The sequence below is a fragment of the Embleya sp. NPDC005971 genome (genome assembly GCF_040629175.1).
Lineage (GTDB): Bacteria > Actinomycetota > Actinomycetes > Streptomycetales > Streptomycetaceae > Embleya.
Window position 1 is genome coordinate 399030 of record NZ_JBEXUX010000001.1, and the last position, 21372, is coordinate 420401.

The 21372-nt window shown below is 72.7% G+C and carries 19 protein-coding genes and 1 riboswitch; of the genes, 12 read left to right on the forward strand and 7 right to left on the reverse strand.

Annotated elements, in window-relative coordinates:
- Positions 1-59: 59 nt before the first annotated feature.
- Together trpD and ABZ374_RS01700 are read left to right on the forward strand one after the other, a co-directional pair.
- On the forward strand, positions 60-1142 hold the full coding sequence (trpD, locus tag ABZ374_RS01695; RefSeq protein ID WP_360305457.1) for an anthranilate phosphoribosyltransferase: 1083 nt from the start codon (positions 60-62) through the stop codon (positions 1140-1142).
- Positions 1143-1254: 112 nt separating this feature from the next.
- Positions 1255-1371, forward strand: a riboswitch (SAM riboswitch).
- A 251-nt stretch (positions 1372-1622) separates the two neighbouring features.
- Complete coding sequence (locus tag ABZ374_RS01700) at positions 1623-3014, forward strand: aminotransferase class V-fold PLP-dependent enzyme (protein ID WP_360304946.1); 1392 nt, start codon at positions 1623-1625, stop codon at positions 3012-3014.
- A gap of 164 nt (positions 3015-3178) precedes the next feature.
- On the opposite strand, the gene ABZ374_RS01705 is transcribed toward ABZ374_RS01700, so the two are convergent.
- Both ABZ374_RS01705 and ABZ374_RS01710 read right to left on the reverse strand, forming a co-directional pair.
- Positions 3179-3457: an Lrp/AsnC ligand binding domain-containing protein gene (locus ABZ374_RS01705; protein ID WP_360304948.1), complete on the reverse strand. Its 279-nt coding sequence runs from the start codon at positions 3455-3457 to the stop codon at positions 3179-3181.
- A gap of 110 nt (positions 3458-3567) precedes the next feature.
- The gene (locus tag ABZ374_RS01710) at positions 3568-4206 is read right to left on the reverse strand and encodes an exonuclease domain-containing protein (RefSeq protein ID WP_360304949.1); all 639 of its coding nucleotides are present in this window, start codon (positions 4204-4206) and stop codon (positions 3568-3570) included.
- Positions 4207-4476: 270 nt separating this feature from the next.
- On the opposite strand from ABZ374_RS01710, the gene ABZ374_RS01715 reads away from it, so the two are divergent.
- The 5 genes from ABZ374_RS01715 (at position 4477) to ABZ374_RS01735 (ending at position 9644) form a co-directional block, all read left to right on the forward strand.
- A complete protein-coding gene (locus tag ABZ374_RS01715) occupies positions 4477-4713 on the forward strand; it encodes a hypothetical protein (protein WP_020552989.1) in 237 nt (78 codons plus the stop codon).
- A 164-nt stretch (positions 4714-4877) separates the two neighbouring features.
- Positions 4878-6503: an NYN domain-containing protein gene (locus ABZ374_RS01720; protein ID WP_360304952.1), complete on the forward strand. Its 1626-nt coding sequence runs from the start codon at positions 4878-4880 to the stop codon at positions 6501-6503.
- A 79-nt stretch (positions 6504-6582) separates the two neighbouring features.
- Entirely contained in the window at positions 6583-6882 is a 300-nt protein-coding gene (locus ABZ374_RS01725; protein ID WP_360304954.1) for a hypothetical protein, read from the forward strand.
- A gap of 88 nt (positions 6883-6970) precedes the next feature.
- Entirely contained in the window at positions 6971-8359 is a 1389-nt protein-coding gene (locus ABZ374_RS01730) for a hypothetical protein (RefSeq protein WP_360304956.1), read from the forward strand.
- A 16-nt stretch (positions 8360-8375) separates the two neighbouring features.
- The gene (locus ABZ374_RS01735; protein ID WP_360304958.1) at positions 8376-9644 is read left to right on the forward strand and encodes a M48 family metallopeptidase; all 1269 of its coding nucleotides are present in this window, start codon (positions 8376-8378) and stop codon (positions 9642-9644) included.
- 23 nt (positions 9645-9667) lie between these two features.
- Here the strand turns inward: ABZ374_RS01735 and ABZ374_RS01740 are convergent, their stop codons facing one another.
- The 3 genes from ABZ374_RS01740 to ABZ374_RS01750 all read right to left on the reverse strand — a co-directional run bounded on the left by ABZ374_RS01740 (position 9668) and on the right by ABZ374_RS01750 (position 12188).
- A complete protein-coding gene (locus tag ABZ374_RS01740; RefSeq protein ID WP_360304960.1) occupies positions 9668-10852 on the reverse strand; it encodes an ArsA-related P-loop ATPase in 1185 nt (394 codons plus the stop codon).
- A gap of 7 nt (positions 10853-10859) precedes the next feature.
- Positions 10860-11294 (reverse strand): SRPBCC family protein, encoded by a 435-nt coding sequence (locus tag ABZ374_RS01745; RefSeq protein WP_360304962.1) that lies wholly within the window; start codon positions 11292-11294, stop codon positions 10860-10862.
- A 126-nt stretch (positions 11295-11420) separates the two neighbouring features.
- A complete protein-coding gene (locus ABZ374_RS01750) occupies positions 11421-12188 on the reverse strand; it encodes a metallophosphoesterase (protein ID WP_360304964.1) in 768 nt (255 codons plus the stop codon).
- A 444-nt stretch (positions 12189-12632) separates the two neighbouring features.
- Here ABZ374_RS01750 and ABZ374_RS01755 point away from each other — a divergent pair, with 444 nt between their 5' ends.
- Entirely contained in the window at positions 12633-14438 is a 1806-nt protein-coding gene (locus ABZ374_RS01755) for an AMP-dependent synthetase/ligase (RefSeq protein WP_360304966.1), read from the forward strand.
- 79 nt (positions 14439-14517) lie between these two features.
- Here ABZ374_RS01755 and ABZ374_RS01760 read toward each other — a convergent pair whose 3' ends face one another.
- The gene (locus ABZ374_RS01760) at positions 14518-15666 is read right to left on the reverse strand and encodes a glycosyltransferase family 4 protein (protein WP_360304968.1); all 1149 of its coding nucleotides are present in this window, start codon (positions 15664-15666) and stop codon (positions 14518-14520) included.
- A 55-nt stretch (positions 15667-15721) separates the two neighbouring features.
- Between ABZ374_RS01760 and ABZ374_RS01765 the strand changes: the two genes are divergently transcribed.
- From ABZ374_RS01765 to ABZ374_RS01780, 4 genes are all read left to right on the forward strand, one after another.
- A complete protein-coding gene (locus ABZ374_RS01765) occupies positions 15722-17017 on the forward strand; it encodes a glycosyltransferase family 87 protein (protein WP_360304970.1) in 1296 nt (431 codons plus the stop codon).
- A 110-nt stretch (positions 17018-17127) separates the two neighbouring features.
- Positions 17128-17595: a DUF5304 family protein gene (locus ABZ374_RS01770; protein ID WP_360304972.1), complete on the forward strand. Its 468-nt coding sequence runs from the start codon at positions 17128-17130 to the stop codon at positions 17593-17595.
- A gap of 154 nt (positions 17596-17749) precedes the next feature.
- Positions 17750-18688 carry an ROK family glucokinase gene (locus tag ABZ374_RS01775; RefSeq protein ID WP_360304974.1) on the forward strand — a complete coding sequence of 313 codons (939 nt, stop codon included), beginning with the start codon at positions 17750-17752 and terminating at the stop codon, positions 18686-18688.
- A gap of 102 nt (positions 18689-18790) precedes the next feature.
- A complete protein-coding gene (locus ABZ374_RS01780; RefSeq protein ID WP_360304976.1) occupies positions 18791-19501 on the forward strand; it encodes an endonuclease/exonuclease/phosphatase family protein in 711 nt (236 codons plus the stop codon).
- A gap of 15 nt (positions 19502-19516) precedes the next feature.
- Here ABZ374_RS01780 and ABZ374_RS01785 read toward each other — a convergent pair whose 3' ends face one another.
- A complete protein-coding gene (locus tag ABZ374_RS01785) occupies positions 19517-21355 on the reverse strand; it encodes a protein kinase (protein ID WP_360304978.1) in 1839 nt (612 codons plus the stop codon).
- Between the last annotated feature and the right edge of the window lie 17 nt (positions 21356-21372).

The window sequence follows — 21372 nt, forward strand, 5'->3', positions numbered from 1 at the left end:
GGCCCGGCCCGGTGGGTACGCTGTCGCGGACTTATCCGATGACACAGCGGGAGCGGACCATGGGCGCCTCGACCTCTACGAACAAGAGCGGCGGCAACCCGGCGGCCCGTTCCTGGCGGGACCTCCTGGCGGCGCTCATGCGTGGCGACGACCTGCCCGCCGACGCGACCGCGTGGGCGATGGACCACATCATGACCGGCGAGGCGACCCCGGTGCAGGTGGCCGGGTTCGTGATCGCGCTGCGGGCCAAGGGCGAGACGGTGGACGAGGTCTCCGGCCTGGTACAGGCGATGTACGCGCACGCGTCGACCATCGAGGTGCCCGGCCGGACCGTCGACATCGTCGGTACCGGCGGCGACCTGGCCCGGACCGTGAACATCTCGACGATGTCCGCGATCGTGGTGGCGGGTACGGGCGAGACGGTGGTCAAGCACGGCAACCGGGCGGCGTCCTCGTCGAGCGGGGCCGCCGACGTGCTCGAAGCGCTCGGGGTGGTGCTGGACCTGACTCCGGATCAGGTGGCGCGCACGGCCGAGGAGGCGGGCATCACGCTGTGCTTCGCGCAGCGCTTCCACCCGTCGCTGCGGCACGCGGCGCAGGCGCGGCGCGAGTTGGGGGTGCCGACCACGTTCAACTTCCTCGGGCCGTTGACCAATCCGGCCCGGGTGCGGTTCCACGCGATCGGGGTCGCGGATCTGCGGATGGCGCCGATCGTGGCCGGGGTGCTGGCCGATCGCGGTGCGACCGCGCTGGTGTTCCGCGGCGACGACGGCCTGGACGAGTTGACCGTCACCACCACGTCGCAGGTGTGGATCGTGCGGGACGGCGACGTGCGCGAGGACCGGGTGGATCCGCGCGACCTGGGGATCGCGCTGAACGGGATCGAGACGTTGCGCGGCGGTGACGCGGCGTTCAACGCGGAGGTCGCGCGCAGGCTTTTCGCGGGGGAGAAGGGTGCCGTGCGGGACGCGGTGTTGTTGAACTCGGCGGCGGCGCTGGCCGCGTTGGGTACGGGCGAGGGGTCGCTGACCCAGCAGTTGGCGGCCGGGATCGATCGGGCCGCCGAGGCGATCGACTCGGGGGCCGCGCAGGCCGCGCTCGAGCGGTGGGTGGCCACGACGCGTTCGTTCGCACAGGGGTAGCGGGCTCGGCGGTCGGGTGGGTCGTGCGCGGCCCGCCCGGCCGGCGTCCAGGATGTGGGAACGATGGGGCCGTCGTTGCGCGCGACGTTGCATCCGGTAATAATTCTGCGCAGGTCACGAGTGACAGTGGAAAGCCCCGGCTTGCTGTCCGGCAACCCTCGCTCCGCGGTGGGGTGCCCCGGGTGATGACACGGTCAGGCGTCGTAAGGCGTCCTGGCAAGCGCGGACCCCTCGCATGACGGCAGTCGATGCTCCATGTGACCCGGGTCCTGTACCTGGGGAGCATGTGATGGCGTGAAATCTCTTTCTCGAAACGGGCGAATCGCCCTATTCCGTACGCGCTGAGTTTTCGCGCGTCATTCCCGGGTCGTCATCGGCCCGGTCCCGAGATCACTTTTCATCAGCGGATCAACCGGCTCCGTTCAATGTCGATCAATCGACATGCGCCGGGGTGTTCCGTGCCTGCCGAGGAGTTTCGCCATGTCTGTCGACACCACTTCCGCCGCCGCCCTCGACTGTGACGTCGCCATCGCCGCTCCGCTGCCCGTGGTCGGTCGGGATGTTCTCGTTCCGCTGGTGACCGGTGGCGAGGTCGAGTACGCCGCGCTCGACTACGGGGCGAGCGCGCCGTGTCTGCAGCGGGTGTGGGACGACGTGTCCGCCTACCTGCCGTATTACGGAAGCGTGCATCGGGGCGCGGGCTACCTGTCCCAGCTGTCCACCGATCTGTACGAGCAGAGTCGGGCCACGGTCGCGAGCTTTCTGGGGTTGCGGGCCGACGACACGCTGTTGTTCACCCGCGGCACGACCGACTCGCTGAACCTGCTCGCCTCGGTACTGCCGCGGGGCACCCGGGTGTTCGTCTTCGAGACCGAGCACCACGCGGCGCTGCTGCCGTGGCGCCGGCACGCGGGGGTGACCCAACTGGCCGCGCCCGGATCGCCGGCGCAGGCGGTCGCGACGTTGGAGGCGGCACTCGCCGGGTCCGGCGACGGGCCTCGGCTGGTGTGCGTGACCGGTGCCTCGAACGTGACCGGCGAGATCTTCCCGGTCGCCGAGCTGGCCGAGGTCGCGCATCGGCACGGGGCGCGGATCGTGCTGGACGCCGCGCAACTGGCGCCGCATCACCCGGTGTCGGTGGCCGACCTGGACGTGGACTGGATCGCGCTGTCGGCGCACAAGTTGTACGCGCCGTTCGGCTCGGGCGTATTGGCGGGTCGGGGCGACTGGTTGGACGCGGCCGAGCCGTACCTGGCCGGTGGCGGGGCGAGCAAGGCGGTCAGCCGGGACCACGTGGAGTGGCAGAGCGGGTCGGCTCGGCACGAGGCGGGATCGCCGAACGTGATCGGCGCCTACGCGTTGGCTTCCGCGTGTCGGGCGATCACCGAGGCGGGGCCGGCGGCGCTGGTCGCTCGCGAGGAGGCGCTGTCGGCACGGCTGCGGGCGGGGTTGGCGGCGATTCCGGCGGTGCGGGCGCTGGAGCTGTTCGGGCCCGAGTCGGCGCGGGTGGGCGTGTTGTCGTTCGTGGTCGAGGGGTGGAACAGCTCGCGGTTCGCGGCGGTGTTGTCGGCGGAGTACGGGATCGGGGTGCGGGACGGGTTGTTCTGCGCTCATCCGTTGGTGCGGCACCTGTTGGGCGGGCGGGCCGATCAGCCGACCGAGTGTGGGTCCCCGGACGCGCCCGAGGGAGAGCAGAACCTCAACGCGATCCGGGTGAGTTTCGGGCTCGGGACGCCGGTGGAGCATCTGGACCGCTTTGTGGCCGCGGTGCGCGAGCTTGTGGAGCGGGGGGCGTTGTGGAGCTACACGGTTGATGGCGGGCGGTGTGTTCCGGACGCGGACCCGCGCACACGGCAGTTGCCGGCGGCGTAGGTACTCGGCCTTGCCGGCCGGGGGTCTTCAAGTGCCGAACGGGCCGGGCGGCGGCCCCGCCGGGGGTGTCCTCGAACGCCGTCCGGGCCGGTTCGGTCGGCCCGGGCGGGGCTTGTCGCGGTGGCGGGCGGCCCCGGGCGCTTGTGGGGCGCCCGGGGGCGGAGCTATTCGAGGCCGATGGCGAAGGCGGCTTCGAGGTCGTGGTGGGAGTAGGTGCGGAAGGCGATGTGGGTGGTGGTGGCTTCCACGCCGGGGACCTTGTTCAGGCGGCCGGGGATGACGTCGGCCAGGTCGTCGTGGGCGCGGACGCGCACCATGGCGATCAGGTCGAACTCGCCGGTCACCGAGTAGACCTCGCTCACGCCCTCGATCGCGGCGATCGCCTCCGCGATTTCCGGGGTCTGGTCCACACGCGTCTTGACCTGCACGATCGCGGTGATCACGGGGTAGTCCTCCGGCTCTCGACGACAAGATGCCCGAGCTTAGTCGGCGCGCGACCCACGCGGGCAGCCACCACGGGCGGAAGAACCGCCCGATCGACACGCCCGGAGGGTCACCCGATCGGAGTGGTTTGCCCCGGCCACGCCCTGGGCGCCGGCGGTCGACCCAGGTCGAGCAGGTCGGCCAACTCGTGCCGCCCGCTCTCGTGCATCCGGCCGATGAACGCCCGCAGCACGTGCGCCGTCGCCCGGGCGTCGGCCAACGCGCGATGGGTCGGGTCGGTGGGGGCCTCGAAGTAGCGCGCGAGGGTGCCCAGGCGCATGTTCGGCACCGTGCCCGGCGGCAGCAGCGCGCGGGCCAGCGCGAGCGTGTCCACCACCCGCAGATCGGGCCACGGCCGACCGCACGCCAGGCTCGCCGCACGCAGAAAGCCCACGTCGAAGGGGGCGTTGTGGGCGACCAGCACGGCGTCCTCGGCGAAGTGGGTGAACGCCGGCAACACCAGGTGCAGCGGCGGCGCGTCGGCCACCAGGTCGTCGGATATCCCGGTCAGGTCGGTGATGAACTCCGGGATCGGCACGCCGGGCGCGACCAACGTCGCGAACTCGCCCAACCGATCCGTCCCGCGCACCCGGACCGCGGCGATCTCGGTGATCCGGGCCTCCTGCGGATCCAGGCCGGTCGTCTCCAGATCCACGACCGTGAACACCTGTCGTTCCACCTCGTCACGAATCGCTCGGGATCCGTGCATGGTTCGCAACTCGTGGCCCGGGGCGATACTGTCCGGCGGGCGGGAACGCCGCGGCGGGTCGGCCGCCGGCAAGCCCTGACCCGCCGAACCTCGTGACCGGCAATCCCGGTGCGCGGTGCTGCTCATGTACCGGACGGTACGTTTCCGGCCCGACACGGCCGCGCCCAGGTGCCTCTCGCCGCCCGGCATCATGGGTGTACGCGGACCGCTCGCGATCGGAAAAGCTCGCGACCGAACAGGACTCGCGGACCAAACAGGAAAGGAACACGCATGTCGATCCAGGCCCCCACCGAGGACACCCGGTGGCGTTGCTCGCTCTGCGGCAACCTGACCCGGTTCGACGTGACGCGGACCACCAAGGCGGTCGAGTTCACCCACCTCGACCTCGCGGGCGTCGCCCGGGTCGAGGAACGCGAGATCGTTTCCGACGAGATCGAGTCGGTGCGCTGCCGCTGGTGCAACGCGACCGACTCCGTCGAGCTGGTGGCGCGCCCCGACGCGAGCTGAGCGCCGAGACCGTGCGGCGACAATGGGACTGTGCATCGTTTCGGCATCGGGGCGGCCCGGCGCGGCCGTCCCCGGTCCGGAACGCGCCATGATCAAGGCGTCGGCGTCCCGGCAACGGTGACGCGGGGAGGGGCCTCAAGGGAACGGGAAGGACCGGAGGAGCAGTGAGCGGACCGGATACCCGCGCGGACGAGGTCACGCCTGCGCACGCCGCCGAGGCCGCCGAGGCGGTGCCGGCAGCCGAGCCCGACCTCGACCCGCAGGCCCGGACCGAGGCGGGGACCGACCTGTCCGGCGTCCCCGCCGAGCCCGAGGGGCCCGTCGACCACGCGGTCGACCCGGAGCCGGACGGCCGCACCGATCCCGGGGCGCACGCGCACCCGGCCGGACCGGGAGGCGCCGACTCCCCGCCGGCCCGGGCGCCACGCGCGGAGCCGCCGCCTGCGGACTCCCGCCCCGCCGACTCGCAGCCCGCCGAGCCCGAGGCGCTGTCCGGGCCGTTGCCCGAGGCGGTTCGGGTCCGGGTGATCTCGGTGGCCGCGGACGCGCTCGGCACGATGACCGCGGACGAGGTGCCCGGCCCGCTGCGCCGGTTCGCCCGCTTCACCCACCAGCGCCGGGCCAAGTTCGCCGCGACCCCGCTGGCCGCCGCGCTGGAGAACGACCCGGTGTTCCGGCAGCGCATAGCGGAGCGCTTCCGCAAGGGCCTGCCGGAGATCTCCGAGGCGCTGGAGGCCGGCAAGGTGCCCGCCGCGGCCGACCCGCTCGACGTGGCCGCCGCCGCGTACCTGCTGCGCCCGCGCGGCTGGGTCCGGTTGATCGAGACCGCCGGCGACGCGGCCAAGGAGGCCGCCGCCGACCGCGCCGAGGCCGAGGCCGCCGAGACGTTGTCCCGCCTGGAGCGCGAGGTCGGCGTACTGCGCGCGGCCTCCAAGACCGAGCACGAACGGCTGCGTGCGGAGCTGGAGACGGCCCGCAAGGAGGCCGACCACCTGCGCCGCCAAGTGCGCGGCCTGCAGGGCAGTGCCAAGCACGAGGAGAAGGAGGCCCGCCGGGCCCGCTCCGAGTTGGACGCGGTGCGGGTCGAGGCGCAGACCGCGATCGCCGCCGCGGAGAAGGAGGCCCGCCGACTGCGCGGTCGGGTCGCCGAGGTCGAATCGGCGCTGGAGGCCAGCCGCCGGGCCGCCCGCGAGGGCCGCAGCATGGAGGACACCCGGGTCCGGCTGCTCCTGGACACCGTTTTGGAGGCCGCGCAGGGCCTGCGCCGCGAACTCGCGCTGCCGCCGGTGGGCATTCGGCCCGCCGACCTGGTGGACGCGGTGGTGCCGGGGGCGTCCGGGATAAAGGACATCGCCCAGCGCGCGTTGGAGGGCGACGACCCGGCTCTGCTCGACCAACTGCTCGCGCTGCCGCAGGCGCACCTGGTGATCGACGGCTACAACGTGACCAAGACCGGCTACCCCACGCTCGCGCTGAACAAGCAGCGCGACCGGCTGGTCGGCGGGCTCACCGGGCTCGCCGCGCAGACCGGCTGCGAGGTGACCTGCGTGTTCGACGGCGCACAACTGGACGCGCCGGTGCTGCTGGCGCCCGCGCGCGGGGTGCGGGTGATGTTCAGCAAGCCGGGCGAGACGGCCGACGAGCTGATCCGCAGGCTGGTCCGGGCCGAGCCGCCGGGCCGTCCGGTCGTGGTGGTCTCCACCGACCGCGAGGTGGCCGAGGGCGTGCGCAAGGCGGGCGCCCGACCGGTGCCCTCGACGATGTTGCTGCGCAGGCTCACCCGAGGCTGACTCCGGCCGCCGTTCGCACCGCGTGTCGGTGCCGCTCCCTACCGTTGACCGGGAAAGTCGACGAAAGGGGAGAAGCCACATGCGCATCGCCTGTCGTACGCACCGAGGCCGCGGCCGCGCCGGCTGCGTGATACCGGCCTCGATCGGGCCGGCGTTGATCAGCGCTCGATCGATGGATTCCGACGTATCGCCCGAATTATCGGGTGTCTCTCCGTTTGCCGACTCCGGCGAGTACGGCGAGCGCGCCGCTCACCCGGACCACACCGAACTGGACGAGGAAACGCTGACGGCGCTGCGTCTGTTCGCGGCCGAGGGCATGCTCGCGGCGGTCGGCGCCCAACTGCGCGAGCCGATCGGCGGGGCCGTCCGACCCGGGTGACCCGCGCCGACCCGGCCGGCGACCTCGTTCGGGGCCGCCCGGTCCGGTTCGGCCGGCCGTTCGTGCCGCCCACGTTACGATCGACCACGTGGATGACCCGAATCGGGCCGCGCGCCGGATCCGCAGCCTGCTGCCCGTCCTGGTCGTGCTGTGCGCGCTCGCCCAACTCGGCGCCGTCCTCGGAGTCACCCGGTTCGTCTCGGACACGGTGACCGACGCGCCGTCACGACCGCACGCCGGCGCCTTCGACGGTCCCGGCCGGCCCGCGGCGGACGGCGGCGAACAACACGCCAACGCGCGTCGGACCGCGGTCGGCGCACTCCTGGACCGGCGCGCGGCCGCGTTCCTCTCCCGCGACCGCGAGGCGTTCACCGCCGGCCTGGACCCGCAGGACGCCGCGTTCCGCCAGACCCAGATCGGCGTCTTCGACAACATCGCCGAGGTGCCGTTCGCCGGGTGGGAGTACGAGATCGTCACCCCCGACGTGTTCGAACTCCCCGCCGCGCGCAAGAGCGCCCTCGGCGCGCCCGCCTTCACCGCACAGGTCGACCTGCTCTACCGGATCACCGGGCACGACGTGACCCCGGTACGGGTGCCGCAGTACCTGACCTTCGTGTTGCGCGCCGGCACCTGGTACCTCGCGGCCGACACCGACGGCACCGCGGCCGGGATGCGCACCCCCACCCAGGTGTGGGACCTGGGGCCGGTCACCGTCGTCCAGGGCACGCACAGCACGGTGCTCGGCATCGGCACCCGGGACGAGCTGCGCGCGTACGCGGACACCGCGGACAAGGCGGTACCCCAGGTCAGCGCGGTCTGGGGGGAGTCCTGGCCCGGGCGTACGGTCGTCGTGGTGCCCGGCACCCAGGCGCAGATGGCCCGGCTGCTCGGCGCCGAACCGAGCAAATATCTCAAGATCGCGGCGGTGACCACGGGTGAACGCGGCGCGGCCGCGGACGCCGCCGCCGCCGACCGGGTGATCGTCAATCCGGACGCCTTTCGCGAACTGGGCGACCTGGAGCGTCGGGTGGTGATGGCGCACGAGATCACCCACGTGGCGAGTCGGGCGTTCACCCGGGCCTGGACGCCGACCTGGCTGTCCGAGGGCTTCGCGGACTACGTCGGCTACCTCGAATCGGCGCAGACGATGCGCACGGCCGCCCCCGAACTGCGTCGGGACGTGAAGGCGGGCAAGGTGCCCACGCAGTTGCCGGCCGACCCGAGTTTCGAGACCACGCAGGACGACCTGCCCCAGGCGTACGAGATGGGCTGGTTGGCGTGCAAACTGATCGCCGAGCGGTGGGGACAGGTCAAGCTGGTCGAGTTGTACCGTACGGTCGGCGCCGAACGGCCGCCCGGCGTCAACGCGCCCGACCCGGCCTCGGCGCTCGCGTCGGCGATGGTGTCCGTGCTGGGCACCAACCCCGACGCCTTCACCAAGACCTGGCTCGACTACCTGCGGACGCAGGCCGGATGACGGGGGTACGGCGGGCATGTCGGTCCAGAGGTTGTTGCTGATCTGCCTGGTGTGCACGGGCCTGGTGCTGCTGGTGGCGGTCGTGGTGACCACGCCGTGGCGCCCGTTGGCGGAGCCGCCCGGCGGCTTCACCCACCCGGACGCGGCCCGGGACTTCACCACCGCCGAGATCGCCCGGGGCCGCTCGTTGGCCCGGGCCGCCCGGCCGCCCGCGTACCTGTCCATGGCGCTGTCGCTGGTGGTCTCGCTCGTGCTCGGGCTCACCCCCCTCGGTGCGCGGGTGATCGAGGCGGTGGCCCGGCCCGTGGGCGGGGGGTGGGCGTGGCGGATCCTGCTCGGCGGCCTGGTGCTGGCCCTGATCGGCCGGCTGGCGACGCTGCCGTTCGCGGCCCGGCTGGAGGTGGTCCGGCGACGGTACGGGTTGTCCGTGCAGTCGTGGGGGAGCTGGTGGCTGGACCTGGCCAAGGGCTTCGCGTTGTCCACCGGGCTGCTCCTGCTGGTCGCGCTCGGCCTGTACGCGCTGATCCGGGCGCTGCCCCGGGCCGGCTGGCTGCTCGCGGCGGGCGCGGGCGCGCTGCTCGTGGTGGCGATCTCGTTCCTGTATCCGCTGCTGGTCGAACCGGCGTTCAACAAGTTCCACTCGATGCCGCCGGGGCCGCTGCGCACGTCGCTGATGCAACTGGCCGAGCGGGACGGGGTGCCGGTCCGGGACGTCCTGGTCGCGGACGCGTCCCGGCGGACCACCGCGCTCAACGCGTACGTGTCCGGGTTCGGCTCGACCCGGCGGATCGTGGTCTACGACACGACCGTGCGGGACGCGGATCCGCGCGAGGTGGAGCTGATCGCCGCACACGAGCTGGGGCACGCCAAGCGCAACGACGTGCTGCACGGGACGCTGATCGGCGCGGCGGCGCTCGCGGCGGGCGTGTGCGCGCTGGGGCTGCTGATGACGTGCGCGCCGCTGCTGCGCCGGGCGGGCGCGGACGGTCCGGGCGACCCGCGTTCGTTGGCCCTGCTGCTCGCGGTCGTGGCGGTGATCGGCACGGTGGCCGGGCCCGGCGAGATGTTGATCAGTCGGCGGCTGGAGGCGCGCGCCGACGTGCACGCGCTCGACCTGACCCGCGACCCGGACGCCTTCATCCGGATGCAGCACAGCCTGGCCGTGGCCAACCGCTCCAACGTCACGCCGAACCCGATCCTGCAGTTCCTGTTCGGCTCACACCCCTCCGCCCCCGAGCGCATCGCGCTCGCGCGCGACTGGGAGCGGTTGCACGGGAAGGGGTGAGCCGGGCGGGACGGGCGAACCGGCTACGTGCTCGGGCGCATCCAGACCGCCGGGTCCGGCACGAAGCGCACCCGCAGCACGCCGTCGCGCAGACCCGCGCCCTCGATCACGCAGCGGCGCAGGGCCGACGGGAGCTTGAACAGGCGGCGGTTCGGGCCGACCGTGATCACCAGTTCGTCGCCGCGGCGCAGCAGGTCCAGATCGTCGCGATCGGTGCCCGGCAGCGGAAGCAGCAACGTCAGCCGCTCGCCGTCGCGTTCGATCAGGTGCTCGTCGTCGGTCCGGCCGCCCGGCCCGACCGGTGCGAAGTGCACCGCCACGTCCGCGAGTTCGGCTGCGCCCAGCGGCTCGGCGGCCAGGGTCGGGATCTGTGCCAGCGGCACCCGCGGGAACAGCGCGCACAGCGCGTCCACCGTCTCGCGCGCCACCTCGGCCCGGGAACGCACCACCGGATCGGGCGAGTCGGCGGCGCCCACCCCGTTCACGATCACGTCCTCGATCCGGTGGCCGAACAGCGCCAGCGCCGACGCGGCCCGCCGCGCCGCGGCCAGGGCGACCGTCCCGGGCCGGACCACCACCCGGACCGTCGTCGTGGGCGCGGACACCAGCGTCCGCAACACCTCCAGCTCGATGTTCACCCGTCGAGCCGTGTCGTAGACCCAGTCCTCGGGCATCGGCACCCCCGCGACCGCGGCCAGCACGGGCCGCAGGGCCCGGGCCGCCTGACGCTCGACCGGCAACAACCGGTCCAGGTAACGGGCCAGTCCCTCCGGCAACGCCAGCGCCGGCACCGCTCGTTCGACGGCGGGCAGGTCGACCACGATCAACTCGTAGCGCCGCGCGTTCACCGCCCGCGCGAGCACCCGCAGCGCCAGCACATCGCCGGCGCCGGGCAACACGGTGATCTCCTCGGGATCCAGCGGATCCACCCCGACCACCGCGAGCGCTTGGCTCAACCGATCCTGGACCAGGAGGAACTCGCGCTGGAACTCGGCCCGCGCGGCGACCCGCTGCACGGTCAGATTCGGCAGCGCGTCGAACGGGTCCGCGCCCACCGGCACATCGAGCACCGCGTCCAGGTCGCGGGTGCCGTCGGCCGCGAGCAGCAGCGTGCGTCGCCCGGCCCGCGCCGAGGCCACCGCCGTCGCCGCCGCCACGGTGGTGCGTCCGGCCCCGGGGAGGCCGGTGACCAGCAGGACCCGCGTCACCGCCGGTTCAGCTCTCGACGCGCTTCTTGAGCCCGGTCAGGGCGCGGTCGATGATGACCTTCTCGGCCTTGCGCTTGAGCATGCCCAGCATCGGGATCTTGACGTCCACGGTCAGTTCGTAGGTGACGTCGGTGCCGCCGCTGATCGGGCTCAGCGCGTAGCGACCGTCGAGCGCCTTGAGCATCTGGCTGGTCACCAGGGTCCAGCGCACCTCGCGGTCGCCGTCCCACGTGTAACCGAGCACGTGCTCGTCGCTGATCACCCCGGCGTCGAGCTTGAACCGCACGCGCACCGCGCGCCCGATCGCGTCGTCGACCTCCAGGACCTCGGTCTCCTTGACCTCGCCGGTCCACTCGGGATAGCCCTCGAACCCCGCGATGACGGCCATGACCTCGGCCGGCGTGGCGTCGATCGTGATGGTCGAGCTGGTCCGTTCAGCCATCGTGAGGAGTCCTCCGGAAGCTCGCGTAGCTGTTATGGCTGTCCCGGACGGACATCACCGGATGTCCGCGTACAACCGATCCGCTCGAAGGCTATCGTGCCCGACCTGCGCGTACGCGGCACCGGCTCACCAGGTGAGGACGTACGGTTTGCCGGTGGCCTGGAAATGCCCCACGTTGACGCATTCGGTACGTCCGATCCGCATCCGCGCCCGCAGCGGCTGGTGCACGTGACCGAACAACACCAGGTCGGGTCGGGTCTCGTGGATGGCCCGCAGCACCGCCTCGCTGCCGCGCTCGAACCGGCGGGCCACCACGTCGTAGGTCAGGTCCGGCACGGCGGGCGGGATGTGGCAGCACAACACGTCGACCCGACCGACCGCGGCGACCTTGGCCGCGTACTCCTCGTCGGAGATCTCGTACGGCGTGTGCATCGGCGTGCGCAGCCCGCCGCCGACGAAGCCGAAGGTGCGGCCGCCGATCTCGACGACCTGGCCGTCGAGCACGGTCACCCCGGCACGCGCGTAGTCCGGCCACAGGTCGGGCACGTCGACGTTGCCGTAGGTGACGTAGGTCGGCGTCGGGAAGGCCGCGAACAGCGCGGCGTACTGCCGGCGCACCGCCTGCTCGATCGCCGCGCGGGCACCGCCCGGCACGTCCGCCCACAACGCCCCGGAGAACGCCCTGGCCTCGGTGAACCGGCGGGCGTTGCGCAACGCGAGCAGCCTGCGGGTGTTCTCCACCCCGAACAGGTCGGTGAAGATGCCCCGGTCGAGGTCGTGATAGTCGAGGAAGAGCACCAGATCGCCCAGGCACACCAGGGCGTCGGCGCCGTCGCCCGCGTGGGCGAGTGCCTCGGCAGCGCCGTGGACGTCGCTCACCACGTGGACCCGCATGCCCGTCACTGTACTGACGGCTCGGAACCGAAACCGACGGCGTGTCGGGGTTGCCTCCGTCACACCCGTGCGTCACGGCGAATCGATACTCTCGACATGCACCACCGAATCGGGACGGATGGACCGTCGGTCCGCGGACCGGATCCGCGTCGATCCGGCCGGGGCCTTGTCCGTGGCGTGAGCCCGGGCACAGGATCCTCGTGACCTCTGTCCCCCGGACCTACTTGCCAGTAACGTCTGCCACCGTCGACGACTCGACAGGGCCGACGAAGAGCCGCACCGACCGGACCCACCGAAGAAACAGCCGAAGAACCGACCGAAGAACCGACCGAAGCACAGACCCGTGGGCCCACCGGCGAGTTCGACACGCCGGCGACGGACCGACACGGACACGGCAAACGGCAGCGCCGTACCCCGGCGCCGAGACCGCAACGAGGAGCATCAGTGCGCGAGTGCAGCGTCCCGGCCCTGGCCGAGGTTCCCGCGGAGGGCAACCTGACCGACCTCATCAAGCGCAACGCCGCGGAGGCACCGGATGCCCCGGCGCTCGCCCGCAAGGTGGGCGGACGCTGGACCGATGTGACCTCGACCCGGTTCCTGGCCGAGGTGTACGAGATCGCCAAGGGCCTGATCGCGTCGGGCATCGAGCCCGGCGACCGGATCGGCCTGATGTCGCGCACGCGCTACGAGTGGACGCTGGTCGACTTCGCCATCTGGTGCGCCGGAGCGATCTCGGTGCCGATCTACGAGACTTCCTCGGCCGAGCAGCTCGAATGGATCCTGATCGACTCGGGCGCGCGTGCGGTGATCGTGGAGACCTCCGCGCACGAGGGCGCGATCGAGCGGGCCCGGGAGCGGCTGCCCGAGCTCAAGCACGTGTGGCGGATCGACGAGGGCGTCGGCGAGAGCGCCGTGGCCGCGCTGGTCGGCGCCGGGCAGGACGTGTCCGACGCCGTGGTCGAGGAGCGCAGCGCGACCCTGCGCGCCGACTCGGTGGCGACCATCATCTACACCTCCGGCACCACCGGGCGGCCCAAGGGCTGCATCCTCACGCACGGCAACTTCCAGGCGGAGCTGGGCAACGTGGTCGCGCTGCTGACCCAGTTGTTCGTCCCGGAGAAGTCGAGCTGTCTGCTGTTCCTGCCGCTGGCGCACGTGCTCGGCCGGATCCTGGAGATCGGCTGCATCATGGCCCGGGTACGCATCGGGCACTGTCCCGACGTCAAGGACCTGACCAAGGAACTCGCGTCCTTCCAGCCGACCTTCGTGCTCGCGGTGCCCCGTGTGTTCGAGAAGGTCTACAACGCGGCCTCGGCCAAGGCGCAGGCGGACGGCAAGGGCCGGATCTTCGAGATGGCGGCCGAAACGGCGATCGCCTACAGCGAGGGCATGGACGCGGCGAGCATCAGCCTGGGCCTCAGGCTCAAGCACAAGGTGTTCGACAAGCTGGTCTACGGCAAGCTGCGCGCGGCGCTGGGCGGCCAGGCCACCCACGCGATCTCCGGGGGCGCGCCGCTGGGCACCCGGCTCGGACACTTCTTCCGCGGCATCGGCTTCACCGTCCTGGAGGGCTACGGCCTGACCGAGACCTGCGCCGCGCACACGGTCAACCCGGCGGTCGGGATTCGCATCGGTACGGTCGGCCGGCCGGTGCCCGGTTCGACGGTGCGGATCGCCGAGGACGGCGAGATCATGGCCAAGGGTCCGAACGTGTTCACCGGCTATTGGAAGAACGACGCGGCCACCGCCGACGCGTTCGAGGACGGCTGGTTCCGCACCGGCGACATCGGCGTGTTGGACGACGACGGCTTTTTGACCGTGACCGGGCGCAAGAAGGAGATCCTGGTCACCGCGGGTGGCAAGAACATCGCCCCGGCCGTGATCGAGGACCGCATCCGCGCCCACCCGCTGATCAGCGAGTGCATGGTGGTCGGCGACCGCCGCCCGTTCGTCGGCGCGCTGATCACCATCGACCCGGAGGCCTTCCCGACCTGGAAGGAACAACACGGCAAGCCCGCCGACGCGAGCGTTGCCGACCTCGCCGAGGACCCGGACCTGCTGGCCGCCGTGCAGGACGCGATCGACGAGGGCAACAAGGCCGTGTCGCGGGCCGAGGGGGTGCGCAAGTTCCGGGTGTTGACCATCAACTTCACCGAGGAGAGCGGCCACGTGACGCCGTCCCTCAAGCTCAAGCGCAACCTGGTGCTGCGGGACTTCGAGCAGGACATCGAGAAGATCTACGAGGGCTGAGCACACGGCGGGCGCTGCCGACGACGCAGGCGGGCGGTCCGGGGGGTTCCCGGGCCGGCCGCCTGCGGCACGAGCCGGCTCAGGTCGCCCCGTCGGGGTCCAGCAGCCCGCGCAGCCGCCCCGACAGCAGATCCCAGCGCCACTCCCGCTCCACCCAGCGCCGGCCCGCCGCGCCCATCCGGGCGGCGAGTGCCGGGTCGGCCAGCAGGCCCGCCACCTTGTCCGCGACGTCGGCCGGCGAACGCCCGTTCACCACGTAGCCGGTCTCCCCGGCCAGGACCGCGTCCGGCGCACCGCCCGAGTCGCCCGCCACGACCGGCCGGCCCACCGCGGACGCCTCCAGGTAGACGATGCCCAGGCCCTCCACGTCCAGCCCCTTGCGCCGGGTCCGGCACGGCATCGCGAACACGTCACCGGCCTCGTGGTGCGCGGGCAACTCGGCCCACGGCACGGCGCCGGTGAACACCACCGAATCGCGTACCCCGACCTCGTCCACCATCGCCTCCAGCCGGTCCCGGTACGGTCCGGCGCCGACGATCAGCAGGGCCGCGTCCGGCACCCGCCGCCGAATTCGCGGCAGGGCGTGGATCAGTACGTCCTGGCCCTTGCGCGGGACCAGGCGCGACACGCACACCACCACGGGCCGATCGGCCAACCCGTGCCGGGCGCGCACCTCGACCCCGCCCACGTCCGGGCGGAAGAGCTTCTCGTCCACACCGGGCGGCAGTTGCACCATCCGGGCGGCGGCCGCCGGGGTGAGCGCGGGGGCGATCTTCGCGCGGGTGTACTCGCCCAGATAGGTGACGGTGTCCACGCCCTCGCCGATGCGCCGCAACAATCGCCGCGCCCCGGGCAGTACCGCCCAGCCCGCCTCGTGCCCGTGCGTGGTGGCCACCAGCCGCTCGACGCCGACCGCGCGCAGCCGGGGCGCCATCAGGCCCAGCGGCGCCGCCGCGCCGAACCACGCGGTGTCGCAGCCCTCGGCGCGGGCGATCTCGCGGGCCCGGCGGACCGCACCGGGCGTGGGCACCAGCATCGGCGTGCGGTCGCGCACCACCGGGAAGGGTTGTGCCGCGTCGAACGCGGCCATTTCCGCCCGGTCCTTCCACGACGACGTGTAGACCACGACGCCGTCGGCGGGCAGCCGCAGGGCCATCGAGTGCACGAAGGACTGGATGCCGCCGGGACGCGGCGGGAAGTCGTTGGTGACGATCAAGGTCTTCATCACGATCGAGGATCCCAGACCGGGGGATCGGTGCCGCCGGCGTCGATACGATCCGGGGGTGAGCCTTGCTCGTTCGCACCACCCGCGGAGCGTGTTACGCAGTCCGTCCGGGGTCCTGTGGGCCATCGCATCGGTCTGGGTGGCGACCCGACTCCTGCTGTTGCTCACCGCGATGGACGTGGTGCCCAATCCGTGGCCGTTCGTGACCGGCGACGCGCGGGCCATCTATCGCGAGTGGTTTTACGTGCTGCGCTCGGGGACCTTTCCGGCGGACGACGTGCGCTGGCAGTACCCGCCGGGTGCGGCGGGGGTGCTGCTGCTGCCCGGGCTGCTGCCGTTCGACTACGCGACGTCGGTCTACCTGGTGATAGTCATCGCCGACGCGGTGGTGTTGTGGTTGTTGGCGCGGACGATCCGGCGCGGGGGCCTGCCACACGGGGCGGCCCTGTGGGTCGTGGCGGTGCCGTTGCTCGGACCGATAGTGCTCGCTCGCTACGACCTCGCGGTGACCGCGCCGACGGTGGCCGCGCTGCTGCTGATCGGTGGCCGGCGCGGCGATCGCACCCGGCTCGCGGGTCTGCTGGCGGGGGTCGCGACGGCGGTCAAGGTTTGGCCGGTGCTGATCTTCGTCGGCCTGCGCGGGCGGACCCGAACGGCCCGGGTGTACGGCTGGACCCTGCTCGGCGGCGCGGCCGTGGTGCTCGGCTGCGCCGCCGTGTTGCCCGGCGCGTTCGCGTTCGTGGGCTTTCAGCGCGAACGCGGCATCGAGGTCGAGTCGGTGTTCGCGATGGGCTTCCACCTGGCGACCCGGTTCGGCTGGAGCGGTGAGGTGCGGGAGAGCTACGGCTCGCTGGAGTTCCACGGCCCGTACGTCCTGGCGGTCGGCCGGCTCGGCCTGGTCGCCGGCGTGCTCGGTTTCGGTTGGCTGGTGTGCTGGCGGGTGCGGGCGGGTCGGTTCACCGGCGCGACGGCGTGCGACGCGGCGCTGTGCGCGGTGCTGATCTTCGTGGTGACCAGTCGGGTGATCAGCCCGCAGTATCTGGTGTGGCTGATCGGGCTGGCGGCGGTGTGCCTGGTGCGGCCGGACACCACACAGCGTCCGGTGGCCGTGCTGCTGCTGTGTGCGATGCCGCTCACTTTGCTCGAATTCCCGATCTGGTTCGGTGAGTTGCTCGGCTCCCGGCCGCACGCGGTGTTCGTCCTCGGGTTGCGCAACGCGCTGCTGGTGGCGGCGACGGTGGTGTCGGGCCGGCGGTTGTGGCGGGCGAGTCGGGCCGTCGGGGACGTGGCCGGGGCGGGGGAGCGGGCGGCGCCGGGCGGTGCCGATCGGCGGCCGGCGCAGACCGCCGTGTAGGGGCCGGGCTCGGTTTCCTGCCTCGCGGGCCGGCCGAGGGGCGCGGTTCCGCCTTCGGCGGTGCGCCGTCGTGTTCGCGTTGCGCCGCGGGAGCGCGGACAATGCGTCGGATGGATCCTGATGAGCGGGTGACGGGCAAGGGCGGGGCAAAGGACGACGCGGGTGCGTGGGCGGACAGCACGGATCGGGTGCCGCCGGCCGATGCGGACGCCGCAGACGCCGGGGACGCCGACGATCGAGTGCGTGCCGAGCGGGACGGCGGCGAGCGGGCCGATCCCTGGGCGCGGCTGGGGGAGGAGGCGCGCAGGCTCGCCGACTCGTTGACCGGGGGCGACAAGGGGGACGAGGCGCCCGCCGCGCGGTTGGCGGAGGAGGCGCGCAGGTTGGCCGAGACCCTCGTGGAGCAGGCCGACGCGGTGCGCGAGCAGGTCGTGCGCAGGCATCCCGAGGTCGCCGCGCACCTGGCCGCGGCCGGGGCCGAGTTGGCGTCCGCGTACCGGGCCTTCGTCGGCGATCGCGAGCGTCGGTGGGCCGCGAAGCCGGCCGAGACCGAGCGGATTCGGCTCGACGACGAATAGCGCGAGTGCGCGCCCGGGCGTGGTCGGGTGCCCCTCCGCCGGCCCGTGAGCGGGCATCCCCGCGGTGACCTGCGGGCGTACGGGTGGGGTGGACCCGGGGAAGGGACCAGTACGATCCGTTGCGGGCAATGCACGCGAACGAGCTTGGGACGACATGGGACTCACGATCGGTGTCGACATCGGTGGCACCAAAATCCTCGCGGGCGTGGTCGACGCCGACGGGGTGATCCTCGATCGGCTCAAGATCGCCACCCCCAAGGACGCCGATGGCACCGCGCAGGTGATCGCCGAGGCGGTGGACACCCTGCGGCAGAACCACGTCGTGGAGGCGGTCGGGCTCGGTGCGGCCGGCTTCATCGGCGCGGACCGGTCGACGGTGCTGTTCTCGGCCAACGTCGGCGCGTGGGTCGGCGAACCGCTGCGGGACCGGATGGAGGCGCTGATCGGCCTCCCGGTCGTGGTGGAGAACGACGCCAACGCGGCCGCGTGGGGCGAGGTCCGCTTCGGTGCCGCCGCGGGTCACACCAACGTGATGTGCGTGACCGTCGGCACCGGCATCGGCGGGGCGATCGTGTTCGGCGGCGAGTTGTACCGGGGCGGCGGCGGGATAGCGGGTGAGCCCGGACACATGCGGGTGGTTCCGAACGGCATCGCCTGTCCGTGCGGCAACTACGGCTGCTGGGAGCAGTACGCCAGCGGCAGCGCGCTGACCCGCTACGCCCGCGACCGCGCGGCCGGCATGCCCGAGGCCGCGGAGAAGCTGCTCGCGCTCGGCAACGGCACGCCCGCCGGCATCCAGGGCCCGCACGTCACCCAGGCCGCGCTGCTGGGCGACCCGGTCGCGCTCGCCGCCTTCCGCGAACTGGGCACGTGGCTCGGCCAGGGCCTGGCCGACCTGTCGGCGGTGCTGGACCCCGCCGCGTTCGTGATCGGCGGCGGTGTCTCGGACGCGGGCGACCTGCTGCTGGTCCCCGCCCTGGAGACCTACCGCAGTGTGCTGCGCCGGGGCCACCGGCTCGGCGCCGAGGTCGTGGTGGCCTCGCTGGGCAGCGACGCGGGACTGGTCGGCGCGGCGGACCTGGCCCGGCACTGACCCGTACCGCGACTTCGCGTGCGACACACCGCCCGTGCGTCGGGCGGACGGACGAGCCGGTCGATCCGGGCGAGCGGCCGGAAACCGGGCAAGGGGGCTGCTGTGACTGTCGGTACCGGTGGGATCCGGGTCATGTCGTACAACGTGCGCTCGTTGCGCGACGACCGGGAGGCCGTGGTGCGCATCGTTCGACACTGCGCGCCGGATCTGCTGTGTGTCCAGGAGGCGCCGCGATCGTTGCGGTGGCGGCACGCGGTGGCCCGGTTCGCACGCGAGTGCGGCCTGGTGGTGATAACCGGCGGGGGCACTGCGGCCGGCCCGCTGTTGCTGGGGGGTCTGCGGGTGCGGGTGCGCCGGGCGCAGGACGTGTTGTTGCCGCGTACGCCCGGGCTGGGGCAGCGCGGGATGGCCGGCGCCGTGGTCGAGGTGGGCGGCGCGGAATTCGCGGTGGCCGCCACGCAGTTGGGCCTGGACGCCGCCGAGCGCTCGGCGCACGTCGAGCTGGTGTTGCGCCGGTTGGCCGGGCTCGGTGTCGAACACCGGGTGCTGGCCGGGGACTTCAACGAATCGGCCGGTCGGCCCGGGTGGGACCGGCTGGCCGAGGAGTTGCAGGACGGCTACGCGATCGCGCCCGACGGCTCGGAGTTCACCTCGCCGCGCCGCGATCCCGGTCGCCGGGTGGACGGCGTGTTCGCCTCCGGGGGCATCGAGGTGCTCGGGTGCGGCGTGCCCGACGATGTCACGGACGCCGAGTACGCCGCGGCCTCCGACCACCGCCCGGTGCTGGCCGTCCTGCGGGTGCCCGCCGGCTGAGGGTGGCGCGCGGGGTCAGGGCTGGAAGCTGGCCATGAAGCCGGCCAACAACTCCTGGGTGGCCGGGTCGTTCCAGACCGCGTCCGGGGTGTCCATGTAGAGCGAATAGCCCCGGCCGGACGGGACCGTGAAGCCCAGGTTGAGCACGTGGTGCCTGACCGAACTGCCGTAGGTGAAGTGCCAGGCGGCGGCGGGGTAGTCGCGGTACGTCGCCTTCTCGATGGACACCTTTTGGTAGTTGGGGAAACTGCGGCGTACGTCGGGCTCCAGATCCTTCCAGTCCTGGACCGGGTCGGTCGGCGAACTGGGCACGGTGTCCACGTTGAGCTTGAGCGTGCGCTCCGCGTTGGCGAAGAACTCCTGCGACTGGTCGGTCTTGACCTTGCTCCACCCAGGGGGCAGGCCGATCCGGTAGCCGGTGGTGTTACCCGTGTACGAAGTCCAGCCCGCCGGCAGGCCGTTCGAGCCGGTCGGCGGTGGCTCGGTCGGCGGTGTGGTCTGCGCGGGTGGGCTGCCGGCCCCGGTTTGCGGCGGTTCGGTGTTCGGCGGCGGCTGGGTGAGTGAGCCCGCCGCCGGGGCGGACGCGGCGCTGCTCGGCGAGGTCGATGCCGACGGACTGCTCTGCGGGAAGGGCGAGTTGGTGTCGCCGGTGCCCTTCGCGGTGGGCTTCTTGTCGTCCCCGGGGGCGATCAGGAAGAGGATCAGGCCGATCACGACGCCGAAGACCACCAGGGCCGCGATCGCGGCCGGCAGCGGCAGCCGGGGCCAGGTGCGGGCCGGGCGCTCGGATGTGTCGGGTGGTGCGGGGGGTGGGACGAGCGGGGACGCCATCTCCGCGTCGCCCCGGGGTATTTCGTCCGGATCCGGCTCGATCGAGCGCATCGCGGGCACCGCCGCGGGTATCGATTCGGCCGTCGACTCCGCCCTCGACGCCGGCTCGGGTTCCACCGCCGGCGCCTTCGGCGCGGGGCGGGGCAACAGCGGCACCGGCGGGAGCGGCAGCACCCGGGTGGCCGAGTTCTCCTCCCGGATCTCGCGCAGGGCCTCCCGCAGCATGGCCTCGGCCTCCGCCGCGTCCGGCCGCTCCTGCGGGTCCCGGGCCAACAGCGCGCGCAACACCGGGTCGAGCGCGCCCGCGTGCTTGGCCGGCGCCGGCTCCTCGCTGACGATCGCGGTCAGCGTGGCCAGCGGCGTCGAGCGCTCGAAGGGGGCCTTGCCCTCGACCGCCGCGTAGAGGGTGGCGCCGAGCGACCACAGGTCCGAAGCCGCCGTCGGATTCAGGCCCTTGGCCCGTTCCGGCGGAATGTACGCCGGCGCGCCGAGCACCACGCCCGACTGGGTCACCGACGAGTCGCCCTCGACCACCGCGATGCCGAAGTCGCTGAGCACGGCCCGGTCGTCGAGCGTGATCAGCACGTTGCCGGGCTTGACGTCCCGGTGCAGGATGCCGGCCGCGTGTGCGGTGCGCAGTGCGTCGATCATGGTCAGGCCGATCTCGGCGACCCGGTCGGCGGCCATCGGGCCGTCGGCGCGAATCAGCTCGGCCAGCGAGCGCGAGGGAACCAACTCCATGACGATCCAAGGCCGATCGTCCTCCTCGACCACGTCGTAGACGCGGACCACCGAGGGGTGGCTCAGCCGGGCGGCGGCGCGCGCCTCGCGGGCGGCGCGCTCGCGCAGCCGGGCCCGCTCGGCGTCGTCCGCCCCCGGCTGCGGCAGCATCTCCTTCACCGCGACCTCGCGGCCCAGGACCTGATCCCGGGCCCGCCAGACCGCACCCATGCCGCCTCGCCCGAGTCGGTCGGCGAGCAGGTAGCGCTCGCCGATCAGGCGTCCCTCGTTATCCGCGTCCACGCAAGGAAGGTACCCGG

Bases quoted from the DNA above. Each gene is read 5' to 3' on its own strand.
- ABZ374_RS01700 (WP_360304946.1), top strand. From the start codon at position 1,623: ATGTCTGTCGACACCACTTCCGCCGCCGCCCTCGACTGTGACGTCGCC.
- ABZ374_RS01745 (WP_360304962.1), bottom strand. From the start codon at position 11,294: ATGGCTGAACGGACCAGCTCGACCATCACGATCGACGCCACGCCGGCC.
- ABZ374_RS01770 (WP_360304972.1), top strand. From the start codon at position 17,128: ATGGATCCTGATGAGCGGGTGACGGGCAAGGGCGGGGCAAAGGACGAC.
- ABZ374_RS01725 (WP_360304954.1), top strand. From the start codon at position 6,583: ATGCGCATCGCCTGTCGTACGCACCGAGGCCGCGGCCGCGCCGGCTGC.
- ABZ374_RS01710 (WP_360304949.1), bottom strand. From the start codon at position 4,206: ATGCACGGATCCCGAGCGATTCGTGACGAGGTGGAACGACAGGTGTTC.
- ABZ374_RS01735 (WP_360304958.1), top strand. From the start codon at position 8,376: ATGTCGGTCCAGAGGTTGTTGCTGATCTGCCTGGTGTGCACGGGCCTG.
- ABZ374_RS01750 (WP_360304964.1), bottom strand. From the start codon at position 12,188: ATGCGGGTCCACGTGGTGAGCGACGTCCACGGCGCTGCCGAGGCACTC.
- trpD (WP_360305457.1), top strand. From the start codon at position 60: ATGGGCGCCTCGACCTCTACGAACAAGAGCGGCGGCAACCCGGCGGCC.
- ABZ374_RS01715 (WP_020552989.1), top strand. From the start codon at position 4,477: ATGTCGATCCAGGCCCCCACCGAGGACACCCGGTGGCGTTGCTCGCTC.
- ABZ374_RS01775 (WP_360304974.1), top strand. From the start codon at position 17,750: ATGGGACTCACGATCGGTGTCGACATCGGTGGCACCAAAATCCTCGCG.